Genomic DNA, 25,801 nt, shown 5'->3' on the forward strand with positions numbered 1-25,801 from the left:
GCGGCGATGGATTTCGATTTGCAACGGGTCGACTTTTCCGACCTTCCCGGTTGGCAATCCGACGATCCATCACCGCTTCTGCCGGCGCTTGAGCGCTGCCGCCGGCAGGTCACCACCGTCAAACCGCACAAGACGGCGTCGCTCGGCATTTCCACCGCCGATCTGATGCCGGCCTATGATGCGGCCAGGCACGCCCGTCCGCAGGGTGCAGGCGAGGCCCGTGCTTTCTTCGAAGCGCAGTTCGTGGCCTTCAAGATCGTCAGCCACGACGGCAAACCCGGTTTCGTCACCGCCTTCTTCGAACCCGAAGTTCAGGTCAGCGCGACCATGGACGATACCTTCCGTTTTCCCTTCTATCGCCGCCCGGATGATCTCGTCGATATCGATGACGGCAACCGTCCCGAAGGCATGGATCCCTATTTTGCCTTTGGCCGGCTGAAGGATGGTCAGGTCAGCGAATATCCGGATCGCCGGGCGATCGAACAAGGATATCTGGCCGGGCAGGGCTTGGAGATCGCCTATGCCAAATCAAAGACCGATGTGTTCTTCGCCCATGTTCAGGGTGCCGCCCGGCTGGTCTATCCCGATGGATCGATGAAGCGGGTGACTTATGCAGCGAAGACCGGCCATTATTTCTCCGCCACCGGCAAGCTGCTTATCGCGCGCGGCAAGATCGACGCCGCAACGGTATCGATGCAGACGATCAAGCAATGGCTGGACGATCATCCGGATGAGGCCGACGAAGTGCTGTGGCACAACCGGTCCTTCATTTTCTTCCGGGAGGCCGAGGTCGGCGATACAGCACTTGGCCCCGTTGCCGCCGCGAAAGTGGCGCTGGAGCCCGGCCGCTCGCTTGCCGTCGATCGCCTGATCCATACGTTCGGCGTTCCTTTTTTCATCGCGAGCGACAGCCTGACGTCGATCGACGGCGGCTGTCCGTTCCGCAGGCTGATGCTGGCGCTCGATACGGGCTCGGCGATCGTCGGCCCGGCTCGCGGCGATATCTTTACTGGCTCCGGCGGCGAGGCTGGACGGCTTGCCGGTGCGGTGCGTAATGAAGCCGACTTTTTCATTTTCATCCCGAAAACCGCTGCGGCAAGATATGGCCATGGCTAAGGGAAAGATACTCACCAGCGAAGACCGCATCCTCTGGGGCAAGGTCGCCCGCACCACCCGGCCGCTGCCTGGACGCATGGACGAGCTTGAAGAATTCGAGGAGCCGAAACCTAAGCCCGCGCCGGAAAAACCACCGATGCCGGTGATGAAGGAGGGCCGGTCGCTGACCGAGGCTTTTGGGGCCGCTCCGGCAGATGTGCCAAAGAAGACGGCCAGGATGCATCATCCGTTGGAAAAGCCGGTCAAGCGCAAGCTCGCCAAGGGCCATCTGGCCATCGAAGCCCGGATCGATCTGCATGGCATGATCCAGAGCGAGGCGCATGGATTGCTTTTGCATTTCCTGGTGCGGGCCTATGATCGTGGACTGCGGCATGTTCTCGTGATTACCGGCAAGGGCACGTCGCTGGGCAGCGACGGCGCGCTCAAGCGGGCGGTACCGATGTGGTTTTCGCTACCGGAATTCCGCATGCTGATCTCGTCTTATGAACCGGCCGCTCGCAACCATGGCGGCGATGGCGCGCTCTATGTCCGGCTGTCGCGTCCCAGAGGCATGGCCCCATGACCCCGTTCGGTGATGCGGTTCGCCTGTTGCGGCAGAAGAAGGGCGTATCGCAGAAACAGATGGCTGCGGCGATCGGCGTATCGCCCGCCTATCTTTCGGCGCTCGAGCACGGCAAGCGCGGCGCGCCGAGCTTTGAATTTCTGCAAAGGGTCGCCGGTTATTTCAACGTCATCTGGGACGATGCGGACGAACTGTTCGGGATCGCGGCCCTATCTGACCCGAAAGTGATGCTCAATACGTCCGGTCTGCCTGCGGCGCATACGGCGTTTGCCAACCGGCTTGCGGGCCGTATCCGCACCTTATCCGGTGAAACCATCCGTATCCTGGAAGATGTTTTGGAAAAAGCCCGCTTTCCTGATAAGGAACACTGATGATCCCCTGATTTCTGCCGCTTTCAGGCTGCACGGGATTTGGAACTATGGACAAAATCCCTATATTCGGGGAGCGCCATCGAGGGGTGATTCGCACGGAATCCCAATCCCGAAGACATGGCATCGAAACCTGGAAAGACTTATAGCCGAATGACCGATTTGCCTGAAACCGAAGCCGGCGCAAACGCCGAATATGGTGCCGATTCCATCAAGGTCCTGAAGGGTCTCGATGCCGTCCGCAAGCGGCCGGGCATGTATATCGGCGATACCGACGACGGCTCCGGCTTGCATCACATGGTCTATGAAGTCGTCGATAACGCGATCGACGAGGCGCTGGCTGGCCATGCCGATATCGTCACCGTGACGCTGAATGCCGATGGTTCGGTAACGGTCACCGACAATGGCCGCGGCATCCCGACCGATATCCATACGGGTGAGGGCATTTCGGCAGCCGAAGTGATCATGACGCAGCTGCATGCCGGGGGCAAATTCGACCAGAATTCCTACAAGGTTTCCGGCGGTCTGCATGGCGTCGGCGTCTCCGTCGTCAACGCGCTGTCGGTCAAGCTGCAGCTGAAGATCAAGCGCCAGGGCAAGATCCACGAAATCAACTTCACCCACGGCGTTGCCGATGCACCGCTGAAGGTGATCGGCGACAGCAATGGCGAGACCGGCACGGAAGTCACCTTCCTGCCGAGCACCGAAACCTTCACGATGATCGAGTTCGACTATGGAACGCTGGAGCATCGCCTGCGCGAACTCGCTTTCCTCAATTCGGGTGTTCGCATTCTCCTCACCGACAAGCGGCATTCCGATGTCCGCGAAACCGAGATGATGTATGACGGCGGCCTCGAAGCCTTCGTTGCCTATCTCGACCGGGCGAAAAAGCCGCTGGTCTCCAGGCCCGTCGCCATTCGCGGCGAAAAGGATGGCATCACCGTCGAAGTGGCGATGTGGTGGAATGACAGCTACCACGAGAATGTGCTTTGCTTCACCAACAACATCCCGCAGCGCGACGGCGGCACCCATATGGCGGGGTTCCGTGGCGGCCTGACGCGCCAGATCATTTCCTATGGTGACAGCTCCGGCATCATGAAGAAGGAAAAGGTCACGCTGACAGGCGAAGACTGCCGCGAAGGCCTGACCGCTGTTCTCTCCGTCAAGGTTCCCGATCCGAAATTCTCCTCGCAGACCAAGGATAAGCTTGTCTCTTCCGAGGTTCGTCCTGTCGTTGAAAGCCTCGTCAACGAGGCACTCAGCACCTGGCTTGAAGAACATCCGGGCGATGCCAAGATCCTCGTCGGCAAGGTGATCGAGGCGGCTGCCGCCCGCGAGGCTGCCAAGAAGGCCCGTGAACTGACCCGCCGCAAGGGCGCGCTGGATATCTCGTCGCTGCCCGGCAAGCTGGCCGACTGCTCCGAACGCGATCCCGCCAAGTCCGAACTCTTTCTGGTGGAAGGGGATTCCGCCGGCGGTTCGGCCAAGCAAGGCCGTTCGCGCGAAAACCAGGCGATCCTGCCGCTGCGCGGCAAGATCCTCAATGTTGAGCGCGCGCGGTTTGACAAGATGCTGTCCAGCCAGGAAATCGGCACGCTGATCACGGCGCTCGGCACATCGATCGGCAAGGACGAGTTCAACCCGGATAAGCTGCGCTACCACAAGATCATCATCATGACCGATGCTGACGTCGACGGCGCCCACATTCGCACACTGCTGTTGACCTTCTTCTTCCGCCAGATGCCCGAGCTGATCGAGCGCGGTCATCTCTATATTGCCCAGCCGCCGCTCTATAAGGTGGCGCGCGGCAAGTCGGCGCAATATCTGAAGGATGAAAAGGCGCTGGAAGAATATCTGATCTCCACGGGTCTGGAAGATGCAGCCCTTGAACTCGGTTCCGGCGAAGTCCGGGTCGGCCAGGACCTGCGCGAGGTCATCATCGATGCACTGAGATTGCGCACGCTGGTCGAATCCCTGCACTCGCGCTACAGCCGCTCGGTCGTCGAACAGGCAGCGATTGCTGGCGCTCTCAATCCGGAGCTGAACAACAACCAGGCACAGTCGGAAGCGACCGCCGCCGAAGTGGCCAAGCGCCTCGATCTGATTGCCGAGGAAACCGAGCGTGGCTGGGCTGTTGCAGTTGCCAGCGATGGCGGTCTGAAGTTCGAGCGCATGGTGCGCGGCGTCAAGGAAGTCGCCTCGCTCGACATGGCGCTGATCGGATCACAGGACGCCCGCCATATCGATCTGATGACACCGCGCCTGAAGGAAATCTACGCCATTCCGCCGACCTTGAAGCGCAAGGATGGTGCAATCGAGATCAGCGGACCGCGCGCACTTCTCGACGCCATCTTCGCCAGCGGCCGCAAGGGCCTGTCGATGCAGCGTTATAAGGGTCTGGGTGAAATGAATGCCGAGCAGCTCTGGGAAACGACGCTCGATCCGAACGTCCGCTCGCTGCTTCAGGTCCGCGTTCCGGATGCGACCGATGCCGATGGTCTCTTCTCGCGCCTGATGGGTGACGAGGTCGAGCCACGGCGTGATTTCATTCAGGAAAACGCGCTGAGCGTCGCCAACCTGGATATTTGAGCCAAGCGGCACTGCCGCTTCAGCGTCTTATTGCAAACCACGCCTCCCATCCGAAAGGCGTGGTTTTCTTTTGTGCTTAGCCGGCAACAAACGTGCCGTTAAAGGCAACTTCCGACAGCGGACGGCGCGGGCTCGGAGTTTCGCGGGCCTGCAGATAGTCCGGCAATTGCGTCTTGTCGCCCAGGCGGCCAATGGCGGCAGCGGCTTCCACGCGGTAACCTTCGGGAATGCCCAGAATCTCAACGGCCTTGTCGAAATGGATGCCGGTCATGCCGTGGGCCTGGAAGCCAAGCAAATGCGCCTGATGGGCGATCGATCCCCAGGCAGCGCCGGTATCGAAGCTGTGGCTGTAGGACAGGGCTTCTTCTGTGGCACCCGGTGCGGCGAAATGGGTCTTGGAGATCAGGATCACCAATGCCGAGGCTGATTTTGCCCAGCTCTGGTTGAAATCATTGAGGATCGGAAAAATCCTGTCCCACTGCTCGGTGCCGCGCAACGCGTAGACGAAGCGCCACGGTTGCGAATTATAAGCCGACGGAGCCCAGCGGCCGGCTTCCAGAATGGTCAGAAGCTCGGTTTCGGAGATGGTCTCGCCGGTAAAGGCGCGCGGAGACCAGCGATTGAGAAAGCTGGGCTCGATCGGGTAGTCTGCCTGGCGGTAGTTGCTGGTGGTTGTCATGGGTATATTCCTATCTTGGGAGGACAGTTTTTGAAGCGGACATGGTCCGCATATAGTGATTGCAGCCTTGGGTCATAGGTCCTGTTTTGGAGATGCACCGTTTCCAATTTGACGACAAAGGTGGCCGACTGGTTTCACTGTCCGTAAGCGCACTAAAAGAGACGGCAAAAACGCGCATGAGGGTTATTGTCGAACGCCGGAAAAAAGTTGTATAAGTTCTGTAGATTTTCTTCAAAAGGGATTTGCCGCTGATGACCGTGACCTTGAAAGACCCTTCGCTGTTTCGCCAGGCCGCACTCGTCGGCGAAAACTGGATCGAAGCCGATCCGGACAACGCCATCGAGGTAAACAATCCGGCGACCGGCGAGATCATCGGCCGCGTTCCGAAACTCGGCGCTGCGGAAACAAAGGCTGCGATCGAGGCGGCACGCATCGCGCAGAAGGGCTGGGCTGCGAGAACAGCCAAGGAACGCTGCGGCATCCTCCGCAAATGGTACGACCTGATGATCGAAAACAAGGACGATCTCGGCCGCATCCTGACGCTCGAGCAGGGCAAGCCGTTGGCAGAAGCGACCGGTGAAATCGTTTATGGCGCCAGCTTCATCGAATGGTTTGCCGAAGAGGGCCGCCGCATCTATGGCGACATGATCCCCGGTCATCAGCCGGATAAGCGTATCATGGTGATGAAGCAGCCGATCGGCGTCGTGGCTGCGATCACCCCGTGGAATTTCCCCAATGCGATGATTACCCGCAAGGCCGGCCCCGCTTTTGCCGCCGGTTGCGCCATGGTGTTGAAGCCGGCATCGCAGACGCCGTTTTCGGCCATCGCGATTGCGGTTCTGGCCGAGCGCGCCGGGATTCCAAAGGGTCTCTTCAGCGTCATCACCGGTTCGGCTGCGGCCATTGGCGGCGAAATGACCTCCAACCCGACCGTGCGCAAGCTCACTTTCACCGGTTCGACCGAAATCGGCACTGAGCTCTATAAGCAGAGCGCGCCGACCATCAAGAAACTCGGGCTTGAGCTTGGCGGCAATGCGCCGTTCATCGTTTTCGATGATGCGGATCTCGATGCGGCCGTCGAAGGTGCGCTGATCGCCAAATACCGCAACAATGGCCAGACCTGCGTCTGCGCCAACCGTATCTATGTTCAGTATGGCGTTTACGATGCCTTTGCTGAAAAGTTGGCAACGGCAGTCGGCAAGCTGAAAACCGGCAACGGCTTCGATGAAGGCGTGATCCTGGGGCCGCTGATCGACAAGGCCGCCTTGAATAAGGTCGAGGAACACATTGCCGATGCGTTGAAAAAGGGTGCGCGCATCCTACAGGGCGGCAAGCCGCATGCGCTTGGCGGCACCTTCTTTGAGGCTACCATCCTGGCCGATGTTACCAAGGACATGGCGGTTGCCCGCGAAGAAACCTTCGGGCCGCTCGCGCCGCTTTTCCGCTTCAAGAGCGAAGCCGACGTGATCGAGCAGGCCAACGACACGGAATTCGGCTTGGCCTCCTATTTCTATGCCAAGGATCTGTCGCGCGTCTTCCGGGTCGCCGAAGCGCTCGAATATGGCATGGTCGGCGTCAATACCGGCCTGATCTCGACCGCTGAAGCGCCATTCGGCGGCGTCAAGCTGTCCGGACTTGGCCGCGAGGGTTCGAAATACGGCATCGAGGAATTCACCGAGATCAAATATGTCTGCCTTGGCGGCATTTCCTGATGTACCCATCGGGACCTGATCTGCCAGTCAGGTCTTGAAGAAAACCGGCCGGATAGCTCTGGCCGGTTTTTTTACTTAGCGGTAAAAGCACGAAGACAGCAGGAGACAGCCATGCCCGCCCCCCAAAATACCTTCAAAGCCGCATTTCGCGAGGATCGTTTTCAGCTGGGCCTCTGGGTCGCGCTGGCCAGTCCTTACGCGGCGGAGATCGTTGCGGGCAGCGGCTATGACTGGCTTTTGATCGATGGAGAGCATGGGCCGAACGATATTCCGCTTCTCTCGGCGCAGATCCAGGCCATCGCCCGCTCCGGCAGCCATCCCATGGTCCGGCTTCCGGTCGGGGAAACCTGGATGATCAAGCAGATTCTCGATACCGGCGCGCAGACCTTGCTGATCCCGATGGTTGAGAGCGTCGAGCAGGCGAAGGCTCTCGTACGCGCCGTCCGCTATCCGCCGCATGGCGTGCGCGGCGTCGGTGCAGCCCTTGGCCGGGCATCGCAGTTCAGCCGGATCGGTGACTACCTTGAAACGGCCAATGACGAGATCTGCCTGATCGTGCAGATCGAGAGCCGTGCCGGCTTAGCTGCACTGGACGATATTGCTGCGCTTGAGGGGATCGACGGCCTGTTCGTCGGCCCGTCTGATCTCGCAGCCGACATGGGATATCTCGGACAGCCAGGCCATCCCGAGGTGACGGCAGCGATCAAGGACGCCTTCGATCGCATCGCAGAGGCGGGCAAGGCGCGGGGCATCATGACGCTCAGCCTTGAGCAGGCGCATATGTACCGCGAGATGGGCGCGGACTTCATGGCGATCGGCACAGACGTGACGCTGCTGGTCAGCGCCACGACCCGGTTGCGGGAGGATTTCCTGTCCGGCGAAACGGGCAATGCCAAGCCGGTTGCCGGCTACTGATCAGCGCCTTTCGATGATCGCGGTCAGCCTTGGCATCGCCACGTTAGGGCTCCAGGCCTTGAAATCTGCGAGCCGCCGGGTAATTTTCTCGGCGTGATGGTTGGCGATGTCGCTGATGCGGTGGTTGAGAAACGGATTGCGGAACCGGTCGAGCGTTAGCGCGACATAGCGCTCCGCCTCCTCTCCGAGGCTCTTCGCGGAAAAGCCGGGAATGACCTCGGTCTCATAGATCTCCATCAGCGTTGCGAAGATGTCCGGGTCTTGCAGGATGGCTTTGACGGTCTCGTCCTGAGGGCGGCCGTTTTTCAGCCAGAGATCGGCGAGCACCGTATGGCCGAGATTGAGGATATGCAGCTTCAGCTTCTCGTAAGGCGAGAGATCGTCCACTAGCAGAATGGACGGGTGCGTGCAGGGCAGTTTCAGTCTCGGCTGGGCCTCGATGGCCCAGAGGGCATAGGGTTCCGCCACGGCGCCGGCGGGCTGTAGCGGCTCGGATACGATCCGGTCCACCAGCGTATTGCCCCAGATCACTGTTGTTGTGAGCCATCCTGCGAAATCAGCGCCGGCGAACCGTTCTGACTGCAGATCGAGGATCACCTTTTTCAAGGTATCGCCGTTGCGGGCCACCAATTCACAGGGAAGAACCGTCAGCGCACCGCCGCCCGCGCGATAGCGTTCATGCAACAGGACGAGCAGCTTGCCGGGAAATGATGCGGGAATGTCCGCTGCAAGATCGTCGGGACCGATGACATAACCGGTATCGCCGGTATTGGAGATCAGCACCTCCGCTTCCCTGGCCACGATCCGCTTGATTTCGTCCCAATCGGCTGCCGTTGATAAAGCCCTCGCGACGCTTCTGACCTGCTGGGTGCGGTCGATTTCGGCCCCTTCCGCGAGCCCGCGAATGATGACTGGAAAACCGTCCGGCGCCGAAAGGGCCGTCAGCCGTCCCGCGCGTTCCACGGATCCCGTGGTTTGGACGATGGTGATCTTTCCCAGCGCCTCGCCTTTTTCCAGGGCTTCGCTGACGAAGAGATCGGCATGGGCCTGCAGGAAGCGGCTGGTTCCAAACTGGACGATAGGCGTCGTGGTCATATCTTTGAATCCGGCTATTGAATGGACTGGAGCAGCGTTTCGCGCGCCGATTTCAAATGGCGGCGGCAGGCCGCCTCGACGCGCGCAGGGTCTCGGGAGCGCAGCGCAGCGATATAGTCGAGATGTTCTTCCAGCGCCCGGGCGTTGCGCTCGCGCGCATTCGTCTTGTTCCACTGGTAGTGATAGTGAAAGACGATGGTGATGATGTCATAGAAATCGACGATAAACCGGTTGCTCGACGATGTGTGCACGAGAAGATGGAAGCGCTCGTCGAGTTCCGAGAATTCCCTGTAGCGATTGTCGATATCGGCAAGGATTTCGCGGTGCAGCGTTTCGATCCGGTCAAGATCCGCCCAGGCCGGATGCTCCGGGGCCAGCGCCGTAAAGCTGGCGGCCGAGCGCAGTTCGAACATTTCGCGCACTTCCGTCAGTTCCAGTGCGAATTCGCGGGTAAAACCCTTCAGGATCCAATGGCTGTTCGGCCGTTTTTCGATCAGGCCGAAGCGGCTGAAGCGGATGAGGAATTCGCGCACGCTGGTCGTGCCGGTGCCGATGTCGCGGGCGAGTTCCAATTCATTGATCTGCATGCCGGGCTCGGCACCACCGGCCAGAATCCGGCGCATGAAACTGCGCTCGATGATATCGGATAGCGAATCGGTTTCCTCCGCCGGGTAATAATCCTCCGGTTTCGGCTGGCGCAGCACCACCTTTGCCCGCTTGTCCCAGGCCAGCAGTTGCAGCTCTTCCATCCGCGTCAGGATGGCGCGGATGGTGGTGCGGCTGACGCCGAGCGTCGTGCCGAGCTCCGGCTCGGATGGCAGGCTTGAGGTTTCCGCCAGGAGCTTGAGGCAACGGTTGAAGGCGTCCTTGAAGACGGTGTTCTGTTTCGCCATGACTGTATCGACCGGATGTGAGTTCTGTAGACCCGAAGCGCGGGCTTTGTTTTTGAGGGTGCTCTATCCGGTCCGATCGATCCTGTCTTGGGTTTTGAAGTAAGGTTTCATCGTGTTTCGTCCCTGATTTGTCTTTGATCTGATTTTGCTTTGGCATGGTGGTGACGGGGAGCATGGCAGCCGCATCCCATAATACCCATTGACGATAAACTGTCTATTGTGGATAAAAGACAAAATGAATGAGAGGCTCATTCGGATAAAACCGTCCAGGGAGATACCAAGGGTGACCGCACCTTCCTTCATCGTTTTGTCGCCGGACGACAATGTCGCCGTCGCATCGCTGGCCATTGAGGCGGGCGGTGAACTGCCGGGTGGCGTGCGCGCCAATGGCAGGATCGATCCCGGCCACAAGGTGGCGATCCATCCCGTCTATGTCGGCGAGCCGGTGGTGAAATACGGCCAGGCGATCGGCCGGGCAACCGTCGAGATCGCTGCGGGCGACCACGTTCATTCCCACAATCTGGCCTTCGATCAGGACCGGCTGTCGATCGGCGCGCCGGTGCCGCCGGAAGCGGCGAGCAGTGCCGACAGGGCGCGCACCTTCATGGGCTACCGCCGCGCCGACGGGCGCGCCGCGACCCGCAATTTCATCGGCATCATCGCCAGCGTCAACTGTTCCACCACCGTCTGCCGCGCAATCGCCGAGGAGGCCAACAAGGTCATCCTGCCGCGTTATGAGGGTATCGACGGTTTCGTGCCGATCGTCCATGATCAGGGCTGCGGCATGAGTTCGACCGGCGACGGCATGAAGAACCTGCATCGAACGCTGGCCGGCTATACGCGCCATGTGAATTTCGGCGGCGTGCTAATGGTCGGACTCGGCTGCGAGGTGAACCAGCTGACGCTCTACGGTCAATCCGGAGCGGGTGCCGGAAAACGGCATTTCAACATTCAGGATGCCGGCGGTTCGCGCCGTGCTGTCGCCCGCGCGCTCGGTGTGCTCGAAGAAATAGCAGCGGAAGTCGGAACGGCCAGGCGGATTGCGATCCCGGTCAGCGAAATCATCGTCGGCCTGCAATGCGGCGGTTCCGATGGGCTTTCAGGCATCACGGCGAATCCCGCTCTGGGAGCGGCCGTCGATATTCTGGCTGGCGCCGGCGGCACGGCCATCTTGTCGGAAACCTCCGAAATCTATGGTGCCGAACATCTGCTGCGCAGCCGCGCCGTCAATGATGGCGTTGCCGAAAAGCTCGACGGCCTGATTTCCTGGTGGGAAGATTATGTCGCCATGCATGGCGCTTCGCTCGACAACAATCCGTCGCCGGGCAACAAGCGCGGCGGCCTGACCACGATCCTGGAAAAATCGCTCGGTGCCGTCGCCAAGGGCGGCCGCTCGCCGCTGACGGCGGTCTATCATTATGCCGAGCGGGTGACGGAACATGGCCTCGTGTTCATGGATACGCCCGGCTACGATCCGGTCTCGGCAACGGGGCAGGTGGCGGGTGGCGCCAATGTCATCACGTTCACCACCGGCCGTGGCAGTTGTTTCGGTTCGCGCCCCTGCCCGTCGATCAAGCTGACGAGCAACACTGCGCTTTACCGGGCCATGGAAGAGGACATGGATATCGATTGCGGCACGATCGCCACCGGCGATGCGACGATCGCCGGCATGGGCCGCGATATCTTCGACCTGATCATCGATACGGCGTCGGGCAAGAAAACCAAGAGCGAACTGTTCGGTTACGGCGACAATGAATTCGTGCCCTGGCACCTCGGCGCGACACTTTGACGGGCGGCCGCCAAAGCGGAGGAGAGACTTGATGAACGTGAGAAAAATCGGCCAGACCGACCTGTCCGTTACCGAATATAGTTTTGGCACGGCGCCGCTCGGCGGCATGTACCGGGCCTGCCCGCGCGAAACCGCGATGGAAACGCTGGAGGCCGCCTGGACCGCCGGTCTCCGGTTCATCGATACCGCCCCCTGGTATGGGTTTGGCCTGGCCGAACGGCGCGTCGGCGATTTCCTGCGCGACAAGCCCAAGGGCAGTTACGTTCTATCGACCAAGGTTGGGCGGCTGCAGCGGCCGGTCGCCGATGACAAGGTGCCGAGCTACGGTTTCGTCGATCCGCTGCCCTTTGAAACGGACTATGACTATTCCTATGACGGTATCATGCGGTCTGTCGAATTCAGCTATGCCCGCCTTGGGCTCAACCGCATCGATATTCTTTTCGTCCACGATATCGGCGTCTATACGCATGGAGCGGAGCGCAACGCGGTCTATCTTCGGCAATTGCTGGATGGCGGTTTGAAAGCGTTGGATGAGCTGAAGTCGAGCGGCGCGATTGCGGCTTACGGGCTGGGCGTCAATGAAGTGCCCGTTTGCCTCGATGTGATGGCCGAGGCGGATATCGACTGTATCCTTCTGGCCGGGCGCTATACGCTTCTTGATCGAACCGCCACCGCCGAACTGCTACCGCTTTGTGAGAAAAAGAAAACCTCGCTGGTGGTTGGCGGCGTATTCAATTCGGGTATTCTGGCCACCGGTCCGGTGGAGGGATCACATTTCGACTATATGCCGGCAACGCCGGACGTTCTCAACAAGGTGCGGGCGATGGAGGCTATTGCGCGATCTGAGGGCCTGCCGCTGGCAGCGCCGGCGATCCAGTTTCCTCTGCAGAGCCCGGCGGTGGCCTCGGTTCTGCTTGGAACAGCCAAGCCGTCGAGCCTGATACGGAATATGGAGTTGACGGAGCGGCGTTTGCAGCCGGATGACTTCACGGCCTATGAAGCGCATACGCTGGTCGCCCCGGAACTCGGCACGGATGCCGTTCGGGTCTAGCCGGCTTTCAAGAGACAAAGGAATAAGGAATGCTGAAGGGAATACATCCATTGCTCGGTCCGGAATTGCTGCATGCGATCCGCACGATGGGACATGGGGACGAGATCGTGATTGCCGATGCCAACTTTCCGGCCAGCACCATGGGCCCGAAGGTCGTGCGGGCGGACGGGGTCGATGCGCTGAGCATAACAGAGGCGATCCTGGCACATATGCCGCTCGATACATTCGTGGATGAGTCCGCCTGGCGCATGGAAGTCGTCGGCGATCCGCAGGCGGTGCCGGATGTCTGCGTCAAGTTCCAGAGCCTGGTCAACAAGCTTGCCGGTGATTTCAAGGTCGTGCCGATCGAACGCTTCGCCTTCTATGAGCGTTCGCGCAAGGCCGCCTATATTGTCGCGACGACAGAATTCCGGCTCTACGGAAATATCATCTTGAAAAAGGGTGTCGTGCATCCGCAAGAACTCTACCGCGTCTGATGCACGCTGGTACCCGGCCCATGGAGGTGGGCCGGTTCATCTTCGGGGTGAAAAAACAAAGGCTTGGCGTTGGGAGGAAAGCAATGTTCAAGGCAAATTTCGACCGCTTGCAATTTCGAAATTGCTGAGATAGCTTGCCAAGGCAAAATGTTTTTTATGGATAAAAGATCGAACTGTTTGCGTCTTGCAGCCCGGTCTGAGGAGAACTGAACAAGACGTTGTTGGAGGAGAACAACACCATGACCCTTATGAAGAATATCCTGTCGCGCCGCGCCTTTACCAGCCTGGCCGGTGCCGCTGTTTTCGCGACGATGATGCCGGTGGCGTCGTTTGCGCAGGATGTCACCATCCCGATCATCGTCAAGGATACGACCTCGTTCTACTGGCAGATCGTTCTGGCCGGCGCCCGCGCTGCCGGCAAGGATCTCGGCGTCAACGTGCCGGAACTCGGCGCCCAGTCGGAATCCGACATCAACGGCCAGATCACGATCCTGGAAAATGCCGTTGCCGGCGCTCCGGCCGCTGTCGTTATCTCGCCGACGGAATTCAAGGCGCTTGGCAAGCCGATCGATGAGGCAGCCAAGGCCGTGCCGATCATCGGTATTGATTCCGGCGCTGATTCCAAGGCCTTCACCTCGTTCCTGACCACCGACAACACCCAAGGGGGCCGTATCGCCGCTGATGGTCTTGCTGCGGCGATCAAGGAAGCAACCGGCAAGGAAGAAGGGGATATCGCCATCATTACCAGCCTGCCGGGCGTCGGTTCGCTGGATCAGCGCCATAACGGCTTCGTCGAGCAGATCACGGCCAAATATCCGGGCCTCAAGGTCGTGGCCGACAAATATGCCGACGGCCAGGCCACCACCGGCCTCAACATGATGACAGACTTGATCACCGCAAACCCGAACCTCGTTGGCGTCTTTGCATCCAACCTGATCATGGCGCAGGGCGTTGGCCAGGCGATTGCTGAAAACAAGCTCGGCGATAAGATCAAGGTTATCGGCTTCGACAGCGACGAAAAGACGGTCGGCTTCCTCAAGGAAGGCGTTCTCGCCGGCCTCGTCGTCCAGGACCCCTATCGCATGGGCTATGACGGCATCAAAACCGCTCTTGCTGCATCGAAAAAGGAAAAGGTCGAGGCCAATGTCGATACCGGTGCAAACCTGGTGACGAAGGCCAACATGGCTGAACCGAAGATCGACGCGCTCTTGAACCCCAAGGTCAACTGATCCGAACATTGCGGCAGGCCGTCCAAACGGCCTGCCGTCTGTTGCATGATGTCATCCAGATCCGTTTCGACATGGCTGGCCATTTTAAAACGGAATTTGGACCCGGAGGAGAGGCGCCATGACCGGACTTCAAGATGTCAGCCACCGGCACGAGGGCGCGGCGGCAATTGCCAAGCACCCTGTTCCCAAGGGCGAACCGATCCTGGAACTGCGCGGCCTGCAGAAGAAATACGGGGCCGTCGAGGCCCTGAAGCCGGCAAATATCACCTTCCTGTCCGGCGAAATCCACGCGATCGTCGGCGAAAACGGCGCCGGCAAATCGACGCTGATCAAGCTCCTGACCGGCGTCATCCGGCGCACATCCGGCGAGGTCTTCTGGTGCGGCGATGCGGTGCAGCTTGCGACGCCCAATGAAGCGATTTCGCGTGGCATCAATGCAGTGCATCAGGAAGTCGTGCTCTGCCGCCATCTGTCGGTTGCGGCCAATATGTTTCTGGGCGACGAAATCAACAAAAACGGCCTGATGCGCAAGCGCGCCATGACCGATGCCGCCCAGGCCGTGCTCGACGATCTCGGTTTCAATCTCCCCGCTGCCGCTCTTCTCAGCGACCTGACGATCGGCCAGCAGCAACTGGTGGCGACGGCGCGCGCGGCGATGCGCGGTACCCAGTTTCTGATCTTCGATGAGCCGACCGCTTACCTCACCCGCCAGGAATCGGCGCAGCTCTTCCGGCTCATTCGCCGGCTACAGGGCGAAGGCGTCACCATCGTTTATATCAGCCACCGCATGGAAGAGGTTTTCGAGCTGGCCGACCGGGTTTCGGTCCTGCGCGATGGCACCCATATCGGCACCCGCAACATCGCGGAGACCAACGATGCCGAGCTGATCTCGATGATGATCAACCGCACCATCGAGCAGATCTATCACAAGGAAACGCTGCCGATCGGCGCCACCATCGTTGAGACGCGTGGCCTTTCCGGTCCAGGATTTTCCGATGTTTCGCTATCAGTGCGGGCAGGCGAAATCGTCGGTCTCTATGGCCTGATCGGCGCCGGGCGCAGCGAATTCGCCCTCGGGCTTTATGGCCGCCAGCCGCTCAGCGCCGGCGAAGTCTACTGGCAGGGCAGCAAGGTGAAGATCCGCAATGAGCGCGATGCCATGGATCTCGGCATTGCGCTCGCGCCCGAGAGCCGCCGCGACCAGGGGCTTTGCCTTAACCTGCCGATCGGGCTCAATATCAATCTTCCGGTCTTTGACCGGCTATCGCGCGGCCTGACCATCAATCGCGCGCGTGAGATCGAGAATGCCGATCGCCAGATCAAGGACCTGAAGATCAAGACACCGACGCGGCGTGTCCTGGCCTCGGCGATGTCCGGCGGCAACCAGCAGAAGATCGTCATCGGCAAATGGCTGAGCCATGGCGCCAAGCTGTTCATCTTCGACGAGCCGACCGTCGGCGTCGATGTCGGCACCAAGGCGGAGATCTACCGGCTGTTTGCCCGGCTTCTGGAGCAGGGCGCAGGTATCATCCTGATTTCGTCCTATCTGCCGGAGGTCTACGAGCTGTCCGACCGGCTGCATGTGTTCCGGCAGGGAAGACTGGTTGCCAGCCACACCTATCGTAGTGCATCGCATGAAGAAGTGCTGACCCAGGCGATCGGCGTCTAGCATCATGAAAAGACCGGATAAGAAAATGCGTGGAGGAAAATCATGAGCGTAGAGACCACAACGGAAACCGCCCCGGTGCCGAAGAAGGGCATGAACATCCTGTTCGGCCTGACCCTGCTCGGGCTCCTGCTGTTCCTCTGGCTGCTTCTCGGCCTCTCCACGACGAGTTTCTGGACCTCCAACAATATCAGCAACCTGCTGCGGCAGGGCGCCATGACGGCGATCCTTGCGGTCGGGCAGACCTTCGTCATCATTACTGCCGGTATCGATCTGTCCGTCGGCGCCGTGGTCGGCTTCTCCAGTGTCACGGTCGCCTGGCTGCTGCAGCATGGCGTGCCGCTCTGGCCGGCCATGGGCATTACGCTTCTGGTCGGTGTGGCGATCGGCGCCTTCCATGCCTTCGGCATCGTCCGCATGGGCCTGCCCGCCTTCATCATCACGCTGGCGACGCTGACCTCGCTGCGCGGCATCGGCCTCCTGGTGACAAACGGTTCGACCATATCGATCAGCGACGAGTCCTTCACCAATTTCTCGCGCGCCGATTTCCTAGGCATTCCCAGCCTGTTCTGGATGGTGATCGTCGTCGCGATCCCGGCCTATATCTTCCTGCACCTCAGCCGCTGGGGCCGCTATCTCTTTGCAGTCGGCTCCAACAGCGAGGCCGCGCGTCTCTCCGGCGTCAATGTCAATCGCACGATCTATCTCGCCTATATCCTGTCTTCCACCTGTGCTGCTTTTGTCGGCCTGCTTCTCGCCTCGCGCATCGGCATCGGCAATGCCACGCAGGCCGAGGGCTGGGAGTTGCAGGCAATCGCCTCATCGGTGATCGGCGGCACCAGCCTGTTTGGCGCGGTGGGGTCAGTGCATGGGCCGCTGCTCGGCGCCTTCATCCTCGCAACCATCAACAACGGCGCCAATCTGCTGAACGTCAACGCGTTCGTGCAGCGCATCATCACCGGCGTGCTGATCATCGTCATCGTCTATTTCGACCAGCTGCGCCGCCGCGGCTCGCGCTGATCCCTGCGGCAACCAGCGGTTCGATTCCAGGCGGTTGCCGTTACCATCCATCTGACCTGAGACTGCAAGGAATGCCTGCCATGAAAGCGGCCATCTGCCCGGAGCCCGGGCGCCTGGATATGATCGACAGACCGGCGCCGGGTTCGCCGCCAAAAGGCTGGGCGCGCCTTGCGGTCAGCCATGTCGGCATCTGCGGCACCGACTATCATATCTTCGAGGGCAAGCATCCCTATCTCGAATATCCCCGCGTCATGGGCCACGAAATCTCGGCGACGGTGATTGAGCCCGGTGAAGGTGTATCCCTGACGCCGGGCACGCCCGTCATCGTCAATCCCTATCTGTCCTGCGGCACCTGCGTCGCCTGCCTGAAGGGCAAGCCGAACTGCTGCACGGCAATCAAGGTTCTGGGCGTGCACACGGACGGCGCGCTCTGCGAGGAAATCCTCGTGCCTGAGACAAATCTCTATCCAGCCGGCGATCTTTCGCTGGAGGCTGCTGCAACGGTGGAGTTCCTGGCGATTGGCGCCCATGCGGTTCGCCGCTCGCTGGCGCCGGCCGGCTCACGGGCGCTCGTCATCGGCGCCGGACCGATCGGACTTGGCACGGCGCTGTTCTCGCGCATTGCCGGCCATCAGGTAACGCTGCTCGATGCCAGTGCCGAACGTTTGCAGATGGCGGCCGAACGGCTTGGTTTTGCCGATGGAATTCTGGCAGGGGATGGCGCCTTCGATGCTGTGCTATCTGCTACGGGCGGCGACGGGTTCGACGTGGTCTTCGATGCCACCGGCTTCGGCGGCTCGATGGAGAAATCCTTTTCCTTCGTCGCGCATGGGGGTTGCCTGGTCTTCGTCAGCGTCGTGAAGGACGACATCCGCTTCGCCGATCCCGAATTCCACAAGCGCGAAATGATGCTGGTCGGCAGCCGCAATGCGACACGGCAGGATTTCGAGCATGTGGCAGCCTCCATTCGCGCAGGCCATGTGCCGGTCTCGTCGCTGATCACGCACCGCACCACGCTGGATGCGGTGATCAGCGACCTGCCGCGCTGGGCGCATGAAAAGACCGGGCTGATCAAGGCTGTGGTCAAGATTTCCGCTTAACATCGGCGGCATCGAAACCCTTTACCGACTGTCAAGGCCTCTGTGGCAGGCTTGTCAGGCCTTGTCAGAGAAGCTTTGCGGCATATTTATTGCGTCGCACAAAAAAGGTGCTAGTGTCGGCGTTGCTTGCGGACACGAAAAACAAAATGCAAAGTTGCATCCTGATGGAGCGGCGTTGTCGTTTACGGTAACAAGGAGAACGCTGCCGATGTTCTACCAGCTTTACGAACTCAACCACGCGATGATGGCGCCCTGGCGCGCGGCGGCAGACGCCATGCGGCTCGCCTATGCCAATCCGCTGAACCCGATTTCGCACACCTATATGGGCAGGGCCGCCGCTGCCGGCCTCGAAGTTTTCGAGCGCACGACCCGCCGCTACGGCAAACCGGAATTCGGACTGCCCGAAACGGTGATCGATGGCGACGCAGTCAAGGTGCGCGAACGGACCGTCTGGCGTCAGCCCTTTTGCAATCTCATTCATTTCGAACGCGCTGTTCCGAAGGGCAGGGCTTCCGATCCGAAAGTGCTGATCGTTGCCCCGATGTCCGGTCACTACGCAACGCTGTTGCGCGGCACCGTCGAAGCGCTGCTGCCGCAGTCCGATATCTACATCACCGATTGGATCGATGCCCGCACGGTTCCCTTGACCGAAGGCACGTTCGACCTCGATGACTACATTGATTACGTCATCCAGATGCTGCATTTCCTCGGCCCCGACACGCATGTCATCGCCGTCTGTCAGCCGGCAGTGCCGGTTCTGGCCGCCGTCGCGCTGATGGAAGCCAATGACGATACGCTGTCGCCGTCGTCGATGACGCTGATGGGTGGTCCGATCGACACGCGCATTAACCCAACAGCGGTCAACCAGCTTGCCAAGGAAAAGCCGCTCAGCTGGTTCCGCGATAATGTCGTGATGCCGGTGCCCTTTCCGCAAGCCGGCTTCATGCGCCCGGTCTATCCAGGCTTCCTGCAGCTCTCAGGCTTCATGTCGATGAACCTTGACCGCCATCTGACGGCGACCAAGGATTTCTTCGAGCATCTCGTCAAGAATGATGGCGACGCCGCCGAAAAGCACCGCGATTTCTATGATGAATATATGGCGGTGATGGATCTGACGGCGGAATTCTATCTGCAGACCGTCGAGGTCGTCTTCATGCAGCATGCTCTTCCGAAGGGCGAGATGATGCATCGCGGCCAGCGGGTGGATACGACGGCGATCCGCAAGGTGGCGCTGTTGACGGTGGAAGGCGAGAACGACGATATTTCCGGCGTCGGCCAGACGCAAGCCGCACAGACGATCTGCACCAATATCCCGGAGAACATGCGCCTGCACTATATGCAGCCGGATGTCGGCCATTACGGTGTTTTCAACGGCTCTCGTTTTCGCCGCGAAATCGCGCCGCGCATCGCCGCTTTCCACCGCGAACATGCCCGCAACGCCAAGCCGGTGCGTCAGGTGATCAAGGGCGGCAAGACGGGCTGACCGGAAAATATATCGATTTCATCGATCGATATCAGAGGCTTGCCGGATTTTGCGGACAATTGTCTTGCAGACCGGCAGGCGTATTCCCATCTCGTAATAAGCGGGCCCGAAGGAGAGGCCCACTTTTAGCGAGGACTTCTAAACATGAACCAATCTGCATTGATCCGTCCGGACTGGACGCCAGCGACCATTGCCATGATGGTGCTCGGTTTCGTGATTTTCTGGCCGCTTGGGCTCGCCATGCTTGCCTATATTATTTTCGGCGAACGGCTGAAGAGCTTCAAGAAGGACGCCAACAGCACCGTTGACGGTTTCTTCTCGTCCTTCAAGCGCAAGGGCCAGCGTTATGGCCGCCCAAACTTCGGCACCGGCAATGTTGCCTTCGACGACTGGCGTGATGCCGAACTGTCCCGCCTCGACGAAGAACGCCGCAAGCTCGACGAGATGCGTGAACATTTCGACGAATATGTCCGCGAACTTCGCCGCGCCAAGGACCAGGAAGATTTCGACCGCTTCATGCGCGATCGCAATTCCGGCGGTTCCGGCTCGGTCCCGGGCTTCCCGGCCAACTGATCTTGCCATCGGTAACACATCCAAAACCGGCATCCCAAAAGGTGCCGGTTTTTCTTTTTGATGTGGTCTCATCTGATCGGGATCATGCACCCGTCAAACGAATCGGTTATCAAGACAGTCATGTTCTCCCTGCTTCGAAAGCCGCGTCAGCCCAAATCTCCGCCGCCTCCGGTGAAGCGGACGATCGACGTTGCGGGCAAGGTCATGCCGTTGACCATTCGCCAGAATGCGCGGGCAACGCGGATGACGCTCCGCATCGAGCCCGGTGGCCGTGCCTTGAAGATGACCATTCCGGCCGGATTGCCCGAACGCGAGATCAACGCCTTTCTCGATCGTCACCAGGGATGGCTGATGACCAAGCTAGCCCGGTTTTCCGGCGAGAGCGTGTTGGAGGAGGGCGGCACCATTCTTTTGCGCGGTGTCGCGCACCGGATCGAACGCACGGGCAAGCTGCGCGGCCTGACGGAAGCGGTTGTTATCGATGACGAACCGGTCTTGCGGGTGAGCGGCGCCGAGGAGCATCTGCGCCGGCGGATTGCGGATTTCCTGAAGAAGGAGGCGCGCAAGGACCTGGAACAGCTGGTATCGATCTATGCGCGCATGGTCGGCCGCAAGGTGAAGTCGCTGAGTTTCAAGGATACGCGAAGCCGCTGGGGATCCTGTGCTGCCGATGGCGCCTTGAGCTTTTCCTGGCGCATCGTCATGGCGCCGCCAAAGGTGATCGATTATCTTGCCGCCCATGAGGTTTCGCACTTACGCGAAATGAACCACGGGCCGGATTTCTGGGACCTGTGCGAAGAGCTTTGCCCTGCAATGGACGATGCCAAGCGCTGGCTCAAGCGCAATGGCACCATGCTGCACGCAATCGACTTCGATTGAGCCCGCTGGGCTTATTAAGGCCCATCGAGGTTAAACGGCTCAACGCCGGTACTGATTGCCCAGCGCATGCCTGATCTTCTCGTCGGTCTTGTACTGGCTCAGTGCATAGACCGACCAGATCGCAGCCGGAATCCAGCCGACCAGTGTCACCTGCAGAATAAGGCAGATAATGCCCGCAATGGGCCGGCCGATGGTGAAAAACTGAAGCCAGGGCAGGATGATGGCAAGCAGAAGGCGCATAGTATTCTCCGTTATGTCTGCTTGGGATATAGGAAGCCTTAGGAGCCTTGCAACGGGTCTATAACGCATAGGGCACGCGCACGAAGGGCGAACCGGCTGCAAAACCCTCATATTGCTGACGGCACTCTTATAGAGCGAAAGCTAGCCGCCGCGTGTCCGCACAGTGCTATTGGGGGTGGATATATCGAACAGCGTCTTCACCATTCGCCGCGCACGTTCTCCTGATAGAATAGGCTGTCCACGCCGCTTTCGCCCCAAAGCCCGAAGGCGCCGTTGATATCGACGCGCTGCCTGCGTTTGACGCAGTCATCGATTGCCGCCCGGATCACATCTGCGCGCGATAATTTCTCCGCCTTGGCAATGTCGTCCAGTGCCTGAACTTGAAGCTCGGTAATGTCGATCGAGGTTCTCATGGGCGGTATCCTGTGTATCGATATAGGATATCAGATTGGCGCACCTGTCATCGGAGTGTTCTGCAAGCCCGGATATGTTGGTTTTAAGCTCGACTCCGGGCCCATTTCATGTCAGTGCGCTGTGCATGAAAACGGAAGTTAAAATTTGCGGGCTGAAGACTGCCGAGGCCGTGGATCGGGCCGTGGCGCTGGGCGCTGGCTATACGGGTTTCATCTTCTTTCCCAAGAGCCCCCGCAATATCGAGCCCGACGATGCGGGCCGGCTGGCGGAGCGCATTCGCGGCAAGGCCAAGATCGTCGCCGTTACCGTCGATGCCGGCAATGATGATCTCGACGAGATCGTCTCTGCACTGTCGCCGGATATTCTCCAGCTTCATGGGAACGAGAGCCCAGAGCGGGTCTTGAACGTCAAGGCCGTCTATGGATTGCCCGTCATCAAGGCATTGTCCATTCGCGATGCTGATGATCTCAGGCGGATCGAACCCTATATAGGAATAGCCGACCGCTTCCTGTTTGATGCCAAGCCGCCAAAAGGCTCGGATCTGCCGGGAGGCAACGGCGTGTCTTTCGACTGGACGCTTCTGGATACGCTTGACGAAAGCGTGGATTACATGCTTTCCGGAGGTTTGAATGCGCAGAATATCGGTGAAGCCCTGGCGCTGACGGGCGCCAAGGCGATCGACACGTCCTCCGGCGTCGAAAGCGCGCCGGGGATCAAGGATCTGGGCCGCATGGAAGAGTTTTTCGATGCCGTCACCCGCGCGGACGCGGCCGGAGCCAAAGCATTGGCAGGGAGAAGCAAGTGAACGAGACACCAAACCTGAATTCGTTCAAGACCGGACCTGATGAGGATGGCCGCTTCGGCATTTTCGGCGGCCGTTTCGTCGCCGAAACCCTGATGCCGCTTATCCTCGACCTGCAGGCCGAGTGGGATAAGGCCAAGACCGATCCGGAATTCCAGGCGGAACTGAAGCATCTCGGCGCCCATTATATCGGCCGCCCGAGCCCGCTTTATTTCGCCGAACGCCTGACCGAGCATCTGGGCGGCGCCAAGATCTATTTCAAGCGCGAAGAGCTGAACCATACCGGCTCGCACAAGATCAACAATTGCATTGGCCAGATCCTGCTCGCCAAGCGCATGGGCAAGACCCGCATCATCGCCGAAACCGGTGCCGGCCAGCATGGCGTGGCCTCCGCCACTGTTGCCGCCCGCTTCGGTCTTCCCTGCGTCGTCTATATGGGCGCAACCGATGTCGAGCGTCAGGCGCCGAACGTGTTCCGCATGAAGCTGCTCGGTGCCGAGGTCAAGCCGGTCACCGCGGGTTCGGGTACGCTGAAGGACGCGATGAACGAAGCCCTGCGCGACTGGGTCACCAATGTCGATGACACCTATTACCTGATCGGCACCGCTGCCGGTCCGCATCCCTATCCTGAGATGGTCCGCGACTTCCAGTCTGTGATCGGCATCGAAGCCAAGCAGCAGATGCTGGAGGCCGAAGGCCGCCTGCCGGATCTGGTCATTGCTGCCGTCGGTGGCGGATCGAATGCGATCGGCATCTTCCACCCGTTCCTGGACGACGACACCGTCAAGATCGTCGGCGTTGAAGCTGGCGGCAAGGGGCTGGAAGGCGACGAGCATTGCGCGTCGATCACAGCGGGCTCGCCGGGCGTGCTTCATGGAAACCGGACCTATCTGCTGCAGGACGGCGACGGCCAGATCAAGGAGGGTCATTCGATTTCGGCCGGTCTCGATTATCCCGGCATCGGCCCCGAACATTCCTGGCTCGCCGATATCGGCCGTGTGGACTACGTGCCGATCATGGACCATGAGGCGCTGGAGGCCTTCCAGCTTTTGACGCGCCTCGAGGGCATCATTCCGGCGCTGGAGCCGAGCCATGCGATCGCCGAGGTGATCAAGCGGGCGCCGACGATGGGCAAGGATGAAATCATCCTGATGAACCTGTCGGGCCGTGGCGACAAGGATATCTTCACCGTCGGCAAACTGCTTGGAATGGGGCTGTAACAGCATGACTGCACGCATGGACAAACGATTTGCCGATCTGGCCACTGAGGGCCGGCCGGCAATGGTCACCTATTTCATGGCAGGCGATCCGGATTTCGAAACCTCGCTGGCGATCATGAAGGCACTGCCATCGGCAGGGTCCGATATTATCGAGCTGGGAATGCCCTTTTCCGATCCGATGGCCGATGGCCTGGCGATCCAGCTTGCAGGACAGCGCGCACTGAAAGGCGGCCAGACGCTGATCAAGACGCTCGAAATCGCCCGACGCTTCCGCGAGGAAGACCAGGACACGCCGATCGTTTTGATGGGTTACTACAACCCGATCTATATCCATGGCGTCGAGCAATTCCTCGATGATGCCCTCGCAGCCGGTATCGATGGCCTGATCGTCGTCGATCTGCCGCCGGAAATGGATGACGAGCTGTGCATTCCGGCGTTGAAGAAGGATATCAACTTCATTCGCCTGGCGACGCCGACCACGGACGACAAGCGTTTGCCGAAGGTTCTCGAAAACACCTCCGGTTTCGTCTATTATGTGTCGATGAACGGTATTACCGGCTCGGCTCTGCCCGATCCCGCTATCATCGGCGGCGCCGTGCAGCGGATCAAGGGCCATACGAAACTTCCGGTCTGCGTCGGCTTCGGTGTCAAGACGGCCGAACATGCCCGCGCCATCGGCGCATCGGCGGACGGCGTCGTTGTTGGCACAGCCATCGTCAACCAGGTGGCGTCCAGCCTGACAGAGGACGGAAAATCAACAGGGGCGACGGTACCGGGCGTGGAAACGCTGGTTCGTGGCCTTGCAGCCGGCGTTCGTTCCGCAAAGCTTGCCGCGGCCGAATAAATGCCCACATTGTGGGGCACGACCGGTTTTGACACTTCAGGAGTTTGGATTTGAACTGGATCACAAATTACGTTCGGCCGAAGATCAATTCGATGCTGGGCCGCCGCGAAGTTCCGGAAAATCTCTGGATCAAATGCCCGGAAACCGGCGAGATGGTGTTTCACCGCGATCTCGAGGAAAACAAATGGGTCATCCCCGCCTCCGGCTTCCACATGAAAATGCCGGCCAAGGCGCGGTTGAAGGACCTGTTCGATGACGGCGTCTACGAGGCCCTGCCGCAGCCGAAGGTGGCGCAGGACCCGTTGAAATTCCGTGATTCGAAGAAATATGTCGATCGCCTGCGCGACAGCCGCATCAAGACCGATCTCGAAGACACGATCGTTGCCGGTGTCGGCCGCTGCCGTGGCGTCAAGCTGGTCGGCGTCGTGCATGAATTCAACTTCATGGGCGGCTCGCTTGGCATCGCTGCCGGTGAGGCCATCATCAAGGCGTTTGAAAAAGCGATTGCTGAAAAATGCCCGCTGGTGATCTTCCCCGCGTCAGGCGGCGCACGCATGCAGGAAGGCATCCTGTCGTTGATGCAGCTGCCGCGCACCACAGTTGCGGTTCAGATGCTCAAAGAAGCCGGCCTTCCCTATATCGTCGTGCTGACAAACCCGACGACCGGCGGCGTCACCGCGTCCTATGCCATGCTGGGCGACCTGCATCTGGCTGAACCTGGCGCGGAAATCTGCTTTGCCGGCAAGCGCGTCATCGAGCAGACCATTCGCGAAAAGCTGCCGGAAGGGTTCCAGACCTCGGAATACCTGATGGAACACGGCATGATCGACATGGTCATCAAGCGTCATGATATTCCCGATACGCTGGCCCGCGTCCTGAAGATCCTGATGAAGAAGCCGGTCGATGCCGCCAAGCTGAATGGCTCGACGGCCATCGCCGCTGTTCCGATGGCTGCCAGCGCCTGAACATTAACAAGATGAGGGGTGGCCGGAACCGTCCGGTCGCCCGTTCGCAATGAAATCACGTCCGTTGGCGCGTCTTGAGCGCGCTTGCATGAGCGCCCGGAGCTCCAGCGGCAGTTGGAGG

25 protein-coding genes are annotated in these 25,801 nt (G+C 59.9%); 20 read left to right on the forward strand and 5 right to left on the reverse strand.

The window, feature by feature from the left end; translation table 11 throughout:
- Nucleotides 1-6 precede the first annotated feature (6 nt).
- The 4 genes from ASD32_RS22660 to gyrB all read left to right on the forward strand — a co-directional run bounded on the left by ASD32_RS22660 (nt 7) and on the right by gyrB (nt 4,635).
- Entirely contained in the window at nt 7-1,116 is a 1,110-nt protein-coding gene (locus ASD32_RS22660; RefSeq protein WP_060640297.1) for a murein transglycosylase A, read from the forward strand.
- Entirely contained in the window at nt 1,109-1,678 is a 570-nt protein-coding gene (locus tag ASD32_RS22665) for a Smr/MutS family protein (RefSeq protein ID WP_060640362.1), read from the forward strand. Before ASD32_RS22660 ends, ASD32_RS22665 begins: the two co-directional genes overlap by 8 nt.
- Nucleotides 1,675-2,049, forward strand: coding sequence for a helix-turn-helix transcriptional regulator (locus ASD32_RS22670; protein ID WP_060640298.1), 375 nt, complete (start codon nt 1,675-1,677; stop codon nt 2,047-2,049). The genes ASD32_RS22665 and ASD32_RS22670 overlap by 4 nt, the downstream gene beginning before the upstream one ends.
- Before the next feature lie 150 nt (nt 2,050-2,199).
- The gene (gene gyrB, locus ASD32_RS22675) at nt 2,200-4,635 is read left to right on the forward strand and encodes a DNA topoisomerase (ATP-hydrolyzing) subunit B (RefSeq protein ID WP_060640299.1); all 2,436 of its coding nucleotides are present in this window, start codon (nt 2,200-2,202) and stop codon (nt 4,633-4,635) included.
- Nucleotides 4,636-4,711: 76 nt separating this feature from the next.
- Here gyrB and ASD32_RS22680 read toward each other — a convergent pair whose 3' ends face one another.
- Entirely contained in the window at nt 4,712-5,314 is a 603-nt protein-coding gene (locus ASD32_RS22680; protein WP_060640300.1) for a nitroreductase family protein, read from the reverse strand.
- Between the two features lie 257 nt (nt 5,315-5,571).
- Between ASD32_RS22680 and gabD the strand changes: the two genes are divergently transcribed.
- Both gabD and ASD32_RS22690 read left to right on the forward strand, forming a co-directional pair.
- On the forward strand, nt 5,572-7,026 hold the full coding sequence (gabD, locus tag ASD32_RS22685; RefSeq protein WP_060640363.1) for an NADP-dependent succinate-semialdehyde dehydrogenase: 1,455 nt from the start codon (nt 5,572-5,574) through the stop codon (nt 7,024-7,026).
- A 111-nt stretch (nt 7,027-7,137) separates the two neighbouring features.
- Nucleotides 7,138-7,941 carry an HpcH/HpaI aldolase/citrate lyase family protein gene (locus tag ASD32_RS22690; protein WP_060640301.1) on the forward strand — a complete coding sequence of 268 codons (804 nt, stop codon included), beginning with the start codon at nt 7,138-7,140 and terminating at the stop codon, nt 7,939-7,941.
- Here ASD32_RS22690 and ASD32_RS22695 read toward each other — a convergent pair whose 3' ends face one another.
- Nucleotides 7,942-9,036, reverse strand: coding sequence for a D-mannonate oxidoreductase (locus tag ASD32_RS22695; protein WP_060640302.1), 1,095 nt, complete (start codon nt 9,034-9,036; stop codon nt 7,942-7,944).
- A 14-nt stretch (nt 9,037-9,050) separates the two neighbouring features.
- On the reverse strand, nt 9,051-9,929 hold the full coding sequence (locus tag ASD32_RS22700) for a GntR family transcriptional regulator (RefSeq protein WP_060640303.1): 879 nt from the start codon (nt 9,927-9,929) through the stop codon (nt 9,051-9,053).
- A 283-nt stretch (nt 9,930-10,212) separates the two neighbouring features.
- Between ASD32_RS22700 and ASD32_RS22705 the strand changes: the two genes are divergently transcribed.
- From ASD32_RS22705 to ASD32_RS22750, 10 genes are all read left to right on the forward strand, one after another.
- Nucleotides 10,213-11,718, forward strand: coding sequence for an altronate dehydratase family protein (locus ASD32_RS22705; RefSeq protein WP_060640304.1), 1,506 nt, complete (start codon nt 10,213-10,215; stop codon nt 11,716-11,718).
- 31 nt (nt 11,719-11,749) lie between these two features.
- Complete coding sequence (locus ASD32_RS22710) at nt 11,750-12,769, forward strand: aldo/keto reductase (RefSeq protein WP_060640305.1); 1,020 nt, start codon at nt 11,750-11,752, stop codon at nt 12,767-12,769.
- A gap of 29 nt (nt 12,770-12,798) precedes the next feature.
- The gene (locus tag ASD32_RS22715) at nt 12,799-13,245 is read left to right on the forward strand and encodes an RbsD/FucU domain-containing protein (protein WP_060640306.1); all 447 of its coding nucleotides are present in this window, start codon (nt 12,799-12,801) and stop codon (nt 13,243-13,245) included.
- A gap of 239 nt (nt 13,246-13,484) precedes the next feature.
- Nucleotides 13,485-14,474 carry an ABC transporter substrate-binding protein gene (locus ASD32_RS22720; protein WP_060640307.1) on the forward strand — a complete coding sequence of 330 codons (990 nt, stop codon included), beginning with the start codon at nt 13,485-13,487 and terminating at the stop codon, nt 14,472-14,474.
- A gap of 118 nt (nt 14,475-14,592) precedes the next feature.
- On the forward strand, nt 14,593-16,143 hold the full coding sequence (locus tag ASD32_RS22725; RefSeq protein ID WP_060640308.1) for a sugar ABC transporter ATP-binding protein: 1,551 nt from the start codon (nt 14,593-14,595) through the stop codon (nt 16,141-16,143).
- A 42-nt stretch (nt 16,144-16,185) separates the two neighbouring features.
- Nucleotides 16,186-17,160, forward strand: a complete 975-nt coding sequence (locus ASD32_RS22730) for an ABC transporter permease (RefSeq protein ID WP_060640309.1) — start codon at nt 16,186-16,188, stop codon at nt 17,158-17,160.
- An 80-nt stretch (nt 17,161-17,240) separates the two neighbouring features.
- The gene (locus tag ASD32_RS22735) at nt 17,241-18,260 is read left to right on the forward strand and encodes a zinc-binding alcohol dehydrogenase family protein (protein ID WP_060640364.1); all 1,020 of its coding nucleotides are present in this window, start codon (nt 17,241-17,243) and stop codon (nt 18,258-18,260) included.
- Nucleotides 18,261-18,468: 208 nt separating this feature from the next.
- On the forward strand, nt 18,469-19,743 hold the full coding sequence (gene phaZ, locus ASD32_RS22740) for a polyhydroxyalkanoate depolymerase (protein WP_060640310.1): 1,275 nt from the start codon (nt 18,469-18,471) through the stop codon (nt 19,741-19,743).
- 144 nt (nt 19,744-19,887) lie between these two features.
- Entirely contained in the window at nt 19,888-20,316 is a 429-nt protein-coding gene (locus ASD32_RS22745) for a DUF2852 domain-containing protein (RefSeq protein WP_060640311.1), read from the forward strand.
- Nucleotides 20,317-20,436: 120 nt separating this feature from the next.
- A complete protein-coding gene (locus ASD32_RS22750; RefSeq protein ID WP_060640365.1) occupies nt 20,437-21,195 on the forward strand; it encodes a M48 family metallopeptidase in 759 nt (252 codons plus the stop codon).
- Between the two features lie 39 nt (nt 21,196-21,234).
- Here the strand turns inward: ASD32_RS22750 and ASD32_RS22755 are convergent, their stop codons facing one another.
- Nucleotides 21,235-21,435, reverse strand: a complete 201-nt coding sequence (locus ASD32_RS22755; protein WP_060640312.1) for a YqaE/Pmp3 family membrane protein — start codon at nt 21,433-21,435, stop codon at nt 21,235-21,237.
- Nucleotides 21,436-21,632: 197 nt separating this feature from the next.
- Nucleotides 21,633-21,848, reverse strand: coding sequence for a ribbon-helix-helix protein, CopG family (locus ASD32_RS22760; RefSeq protein WP_060640313.1), 216 nt, complete (start codon nt 21,846-21,848; stop codon nt 21,633-21,635).
- 125 nt (nt 21,849-21,973) lie between these two features.
- Here ASD32_RS22760 and ASD32_RS22765 point away from each other — a divergent pair, with 125 nt between their 5' ends.
- The 4 genes from ASD32_RS22765 to accD are packed head-to-tail and all read left to right on the forward strand — an operon-like array spanning nt 21,974 to nt 25,680.
- Nucleotides 21,974-22,654, forward strand: coding sequence for a phosphoribosylanthranilate isomerase (locus tag ASD32_RS22765; RefSeq protein WP_060640314.1), 681 nt, complete (start codon nt 21,974-21,976; stop codon nt 22,652-22,654).
- Nucleotides 22,651-23,871: a tryptophan synthase subunit beta gene (gene trpB / locus ASD32_RS22770; protein WP_060640315.1), complete on the forward strand. Its 1,221-nt coding sequence runs from the start codon at nt 22,651-22,653 to the stop codon at nt 23,869-23,871. The genes ASD32_RS22765 and trpB overlap by 4 nt, the downstream gene beginning before the upstream one ends.
- Before the next feature lie 4 nt (nt 23,872-23,875).
- Nucleotides 23,876-24,715, forward strand: a complete 840-nt coding sequence (gene trpA, locus ASD32_RS22775; RefSeq protein ID WP_060640316.1) for a tryptophan synthase subunit alpha — start codon at nt 23,876-23,878, stop codon at nt 24,713-24,715.
- Between the two features lie 50 nt (nt 24,716-24,765).
- Nucleotides 24,766-25,680, forward strand: a complete 915-nt coding sequence (gene accD, locus ASD32_RS22780) for an acetyl-CoA carboxylase, carboxyltransferase subunit beta (protein ID WP_060640317.1) — start codon at nt 24,766-24,768, stop codon at nt 25,678-25,680.
- Nucleotides 25,681-25,801: the final 121 nt, after the last annotated feature.

Origin of the sequence: Rhizobium sp. Root483D2 (genome assembly GCF_001426685.1) — a bacterium.
Lineage (GTDB): Bacteria > Pseudomonadota > Alphaproteobacteria > Rhizobiales > Rhizobiaceae > Pararhizobium > Pararhizobium qamdonense.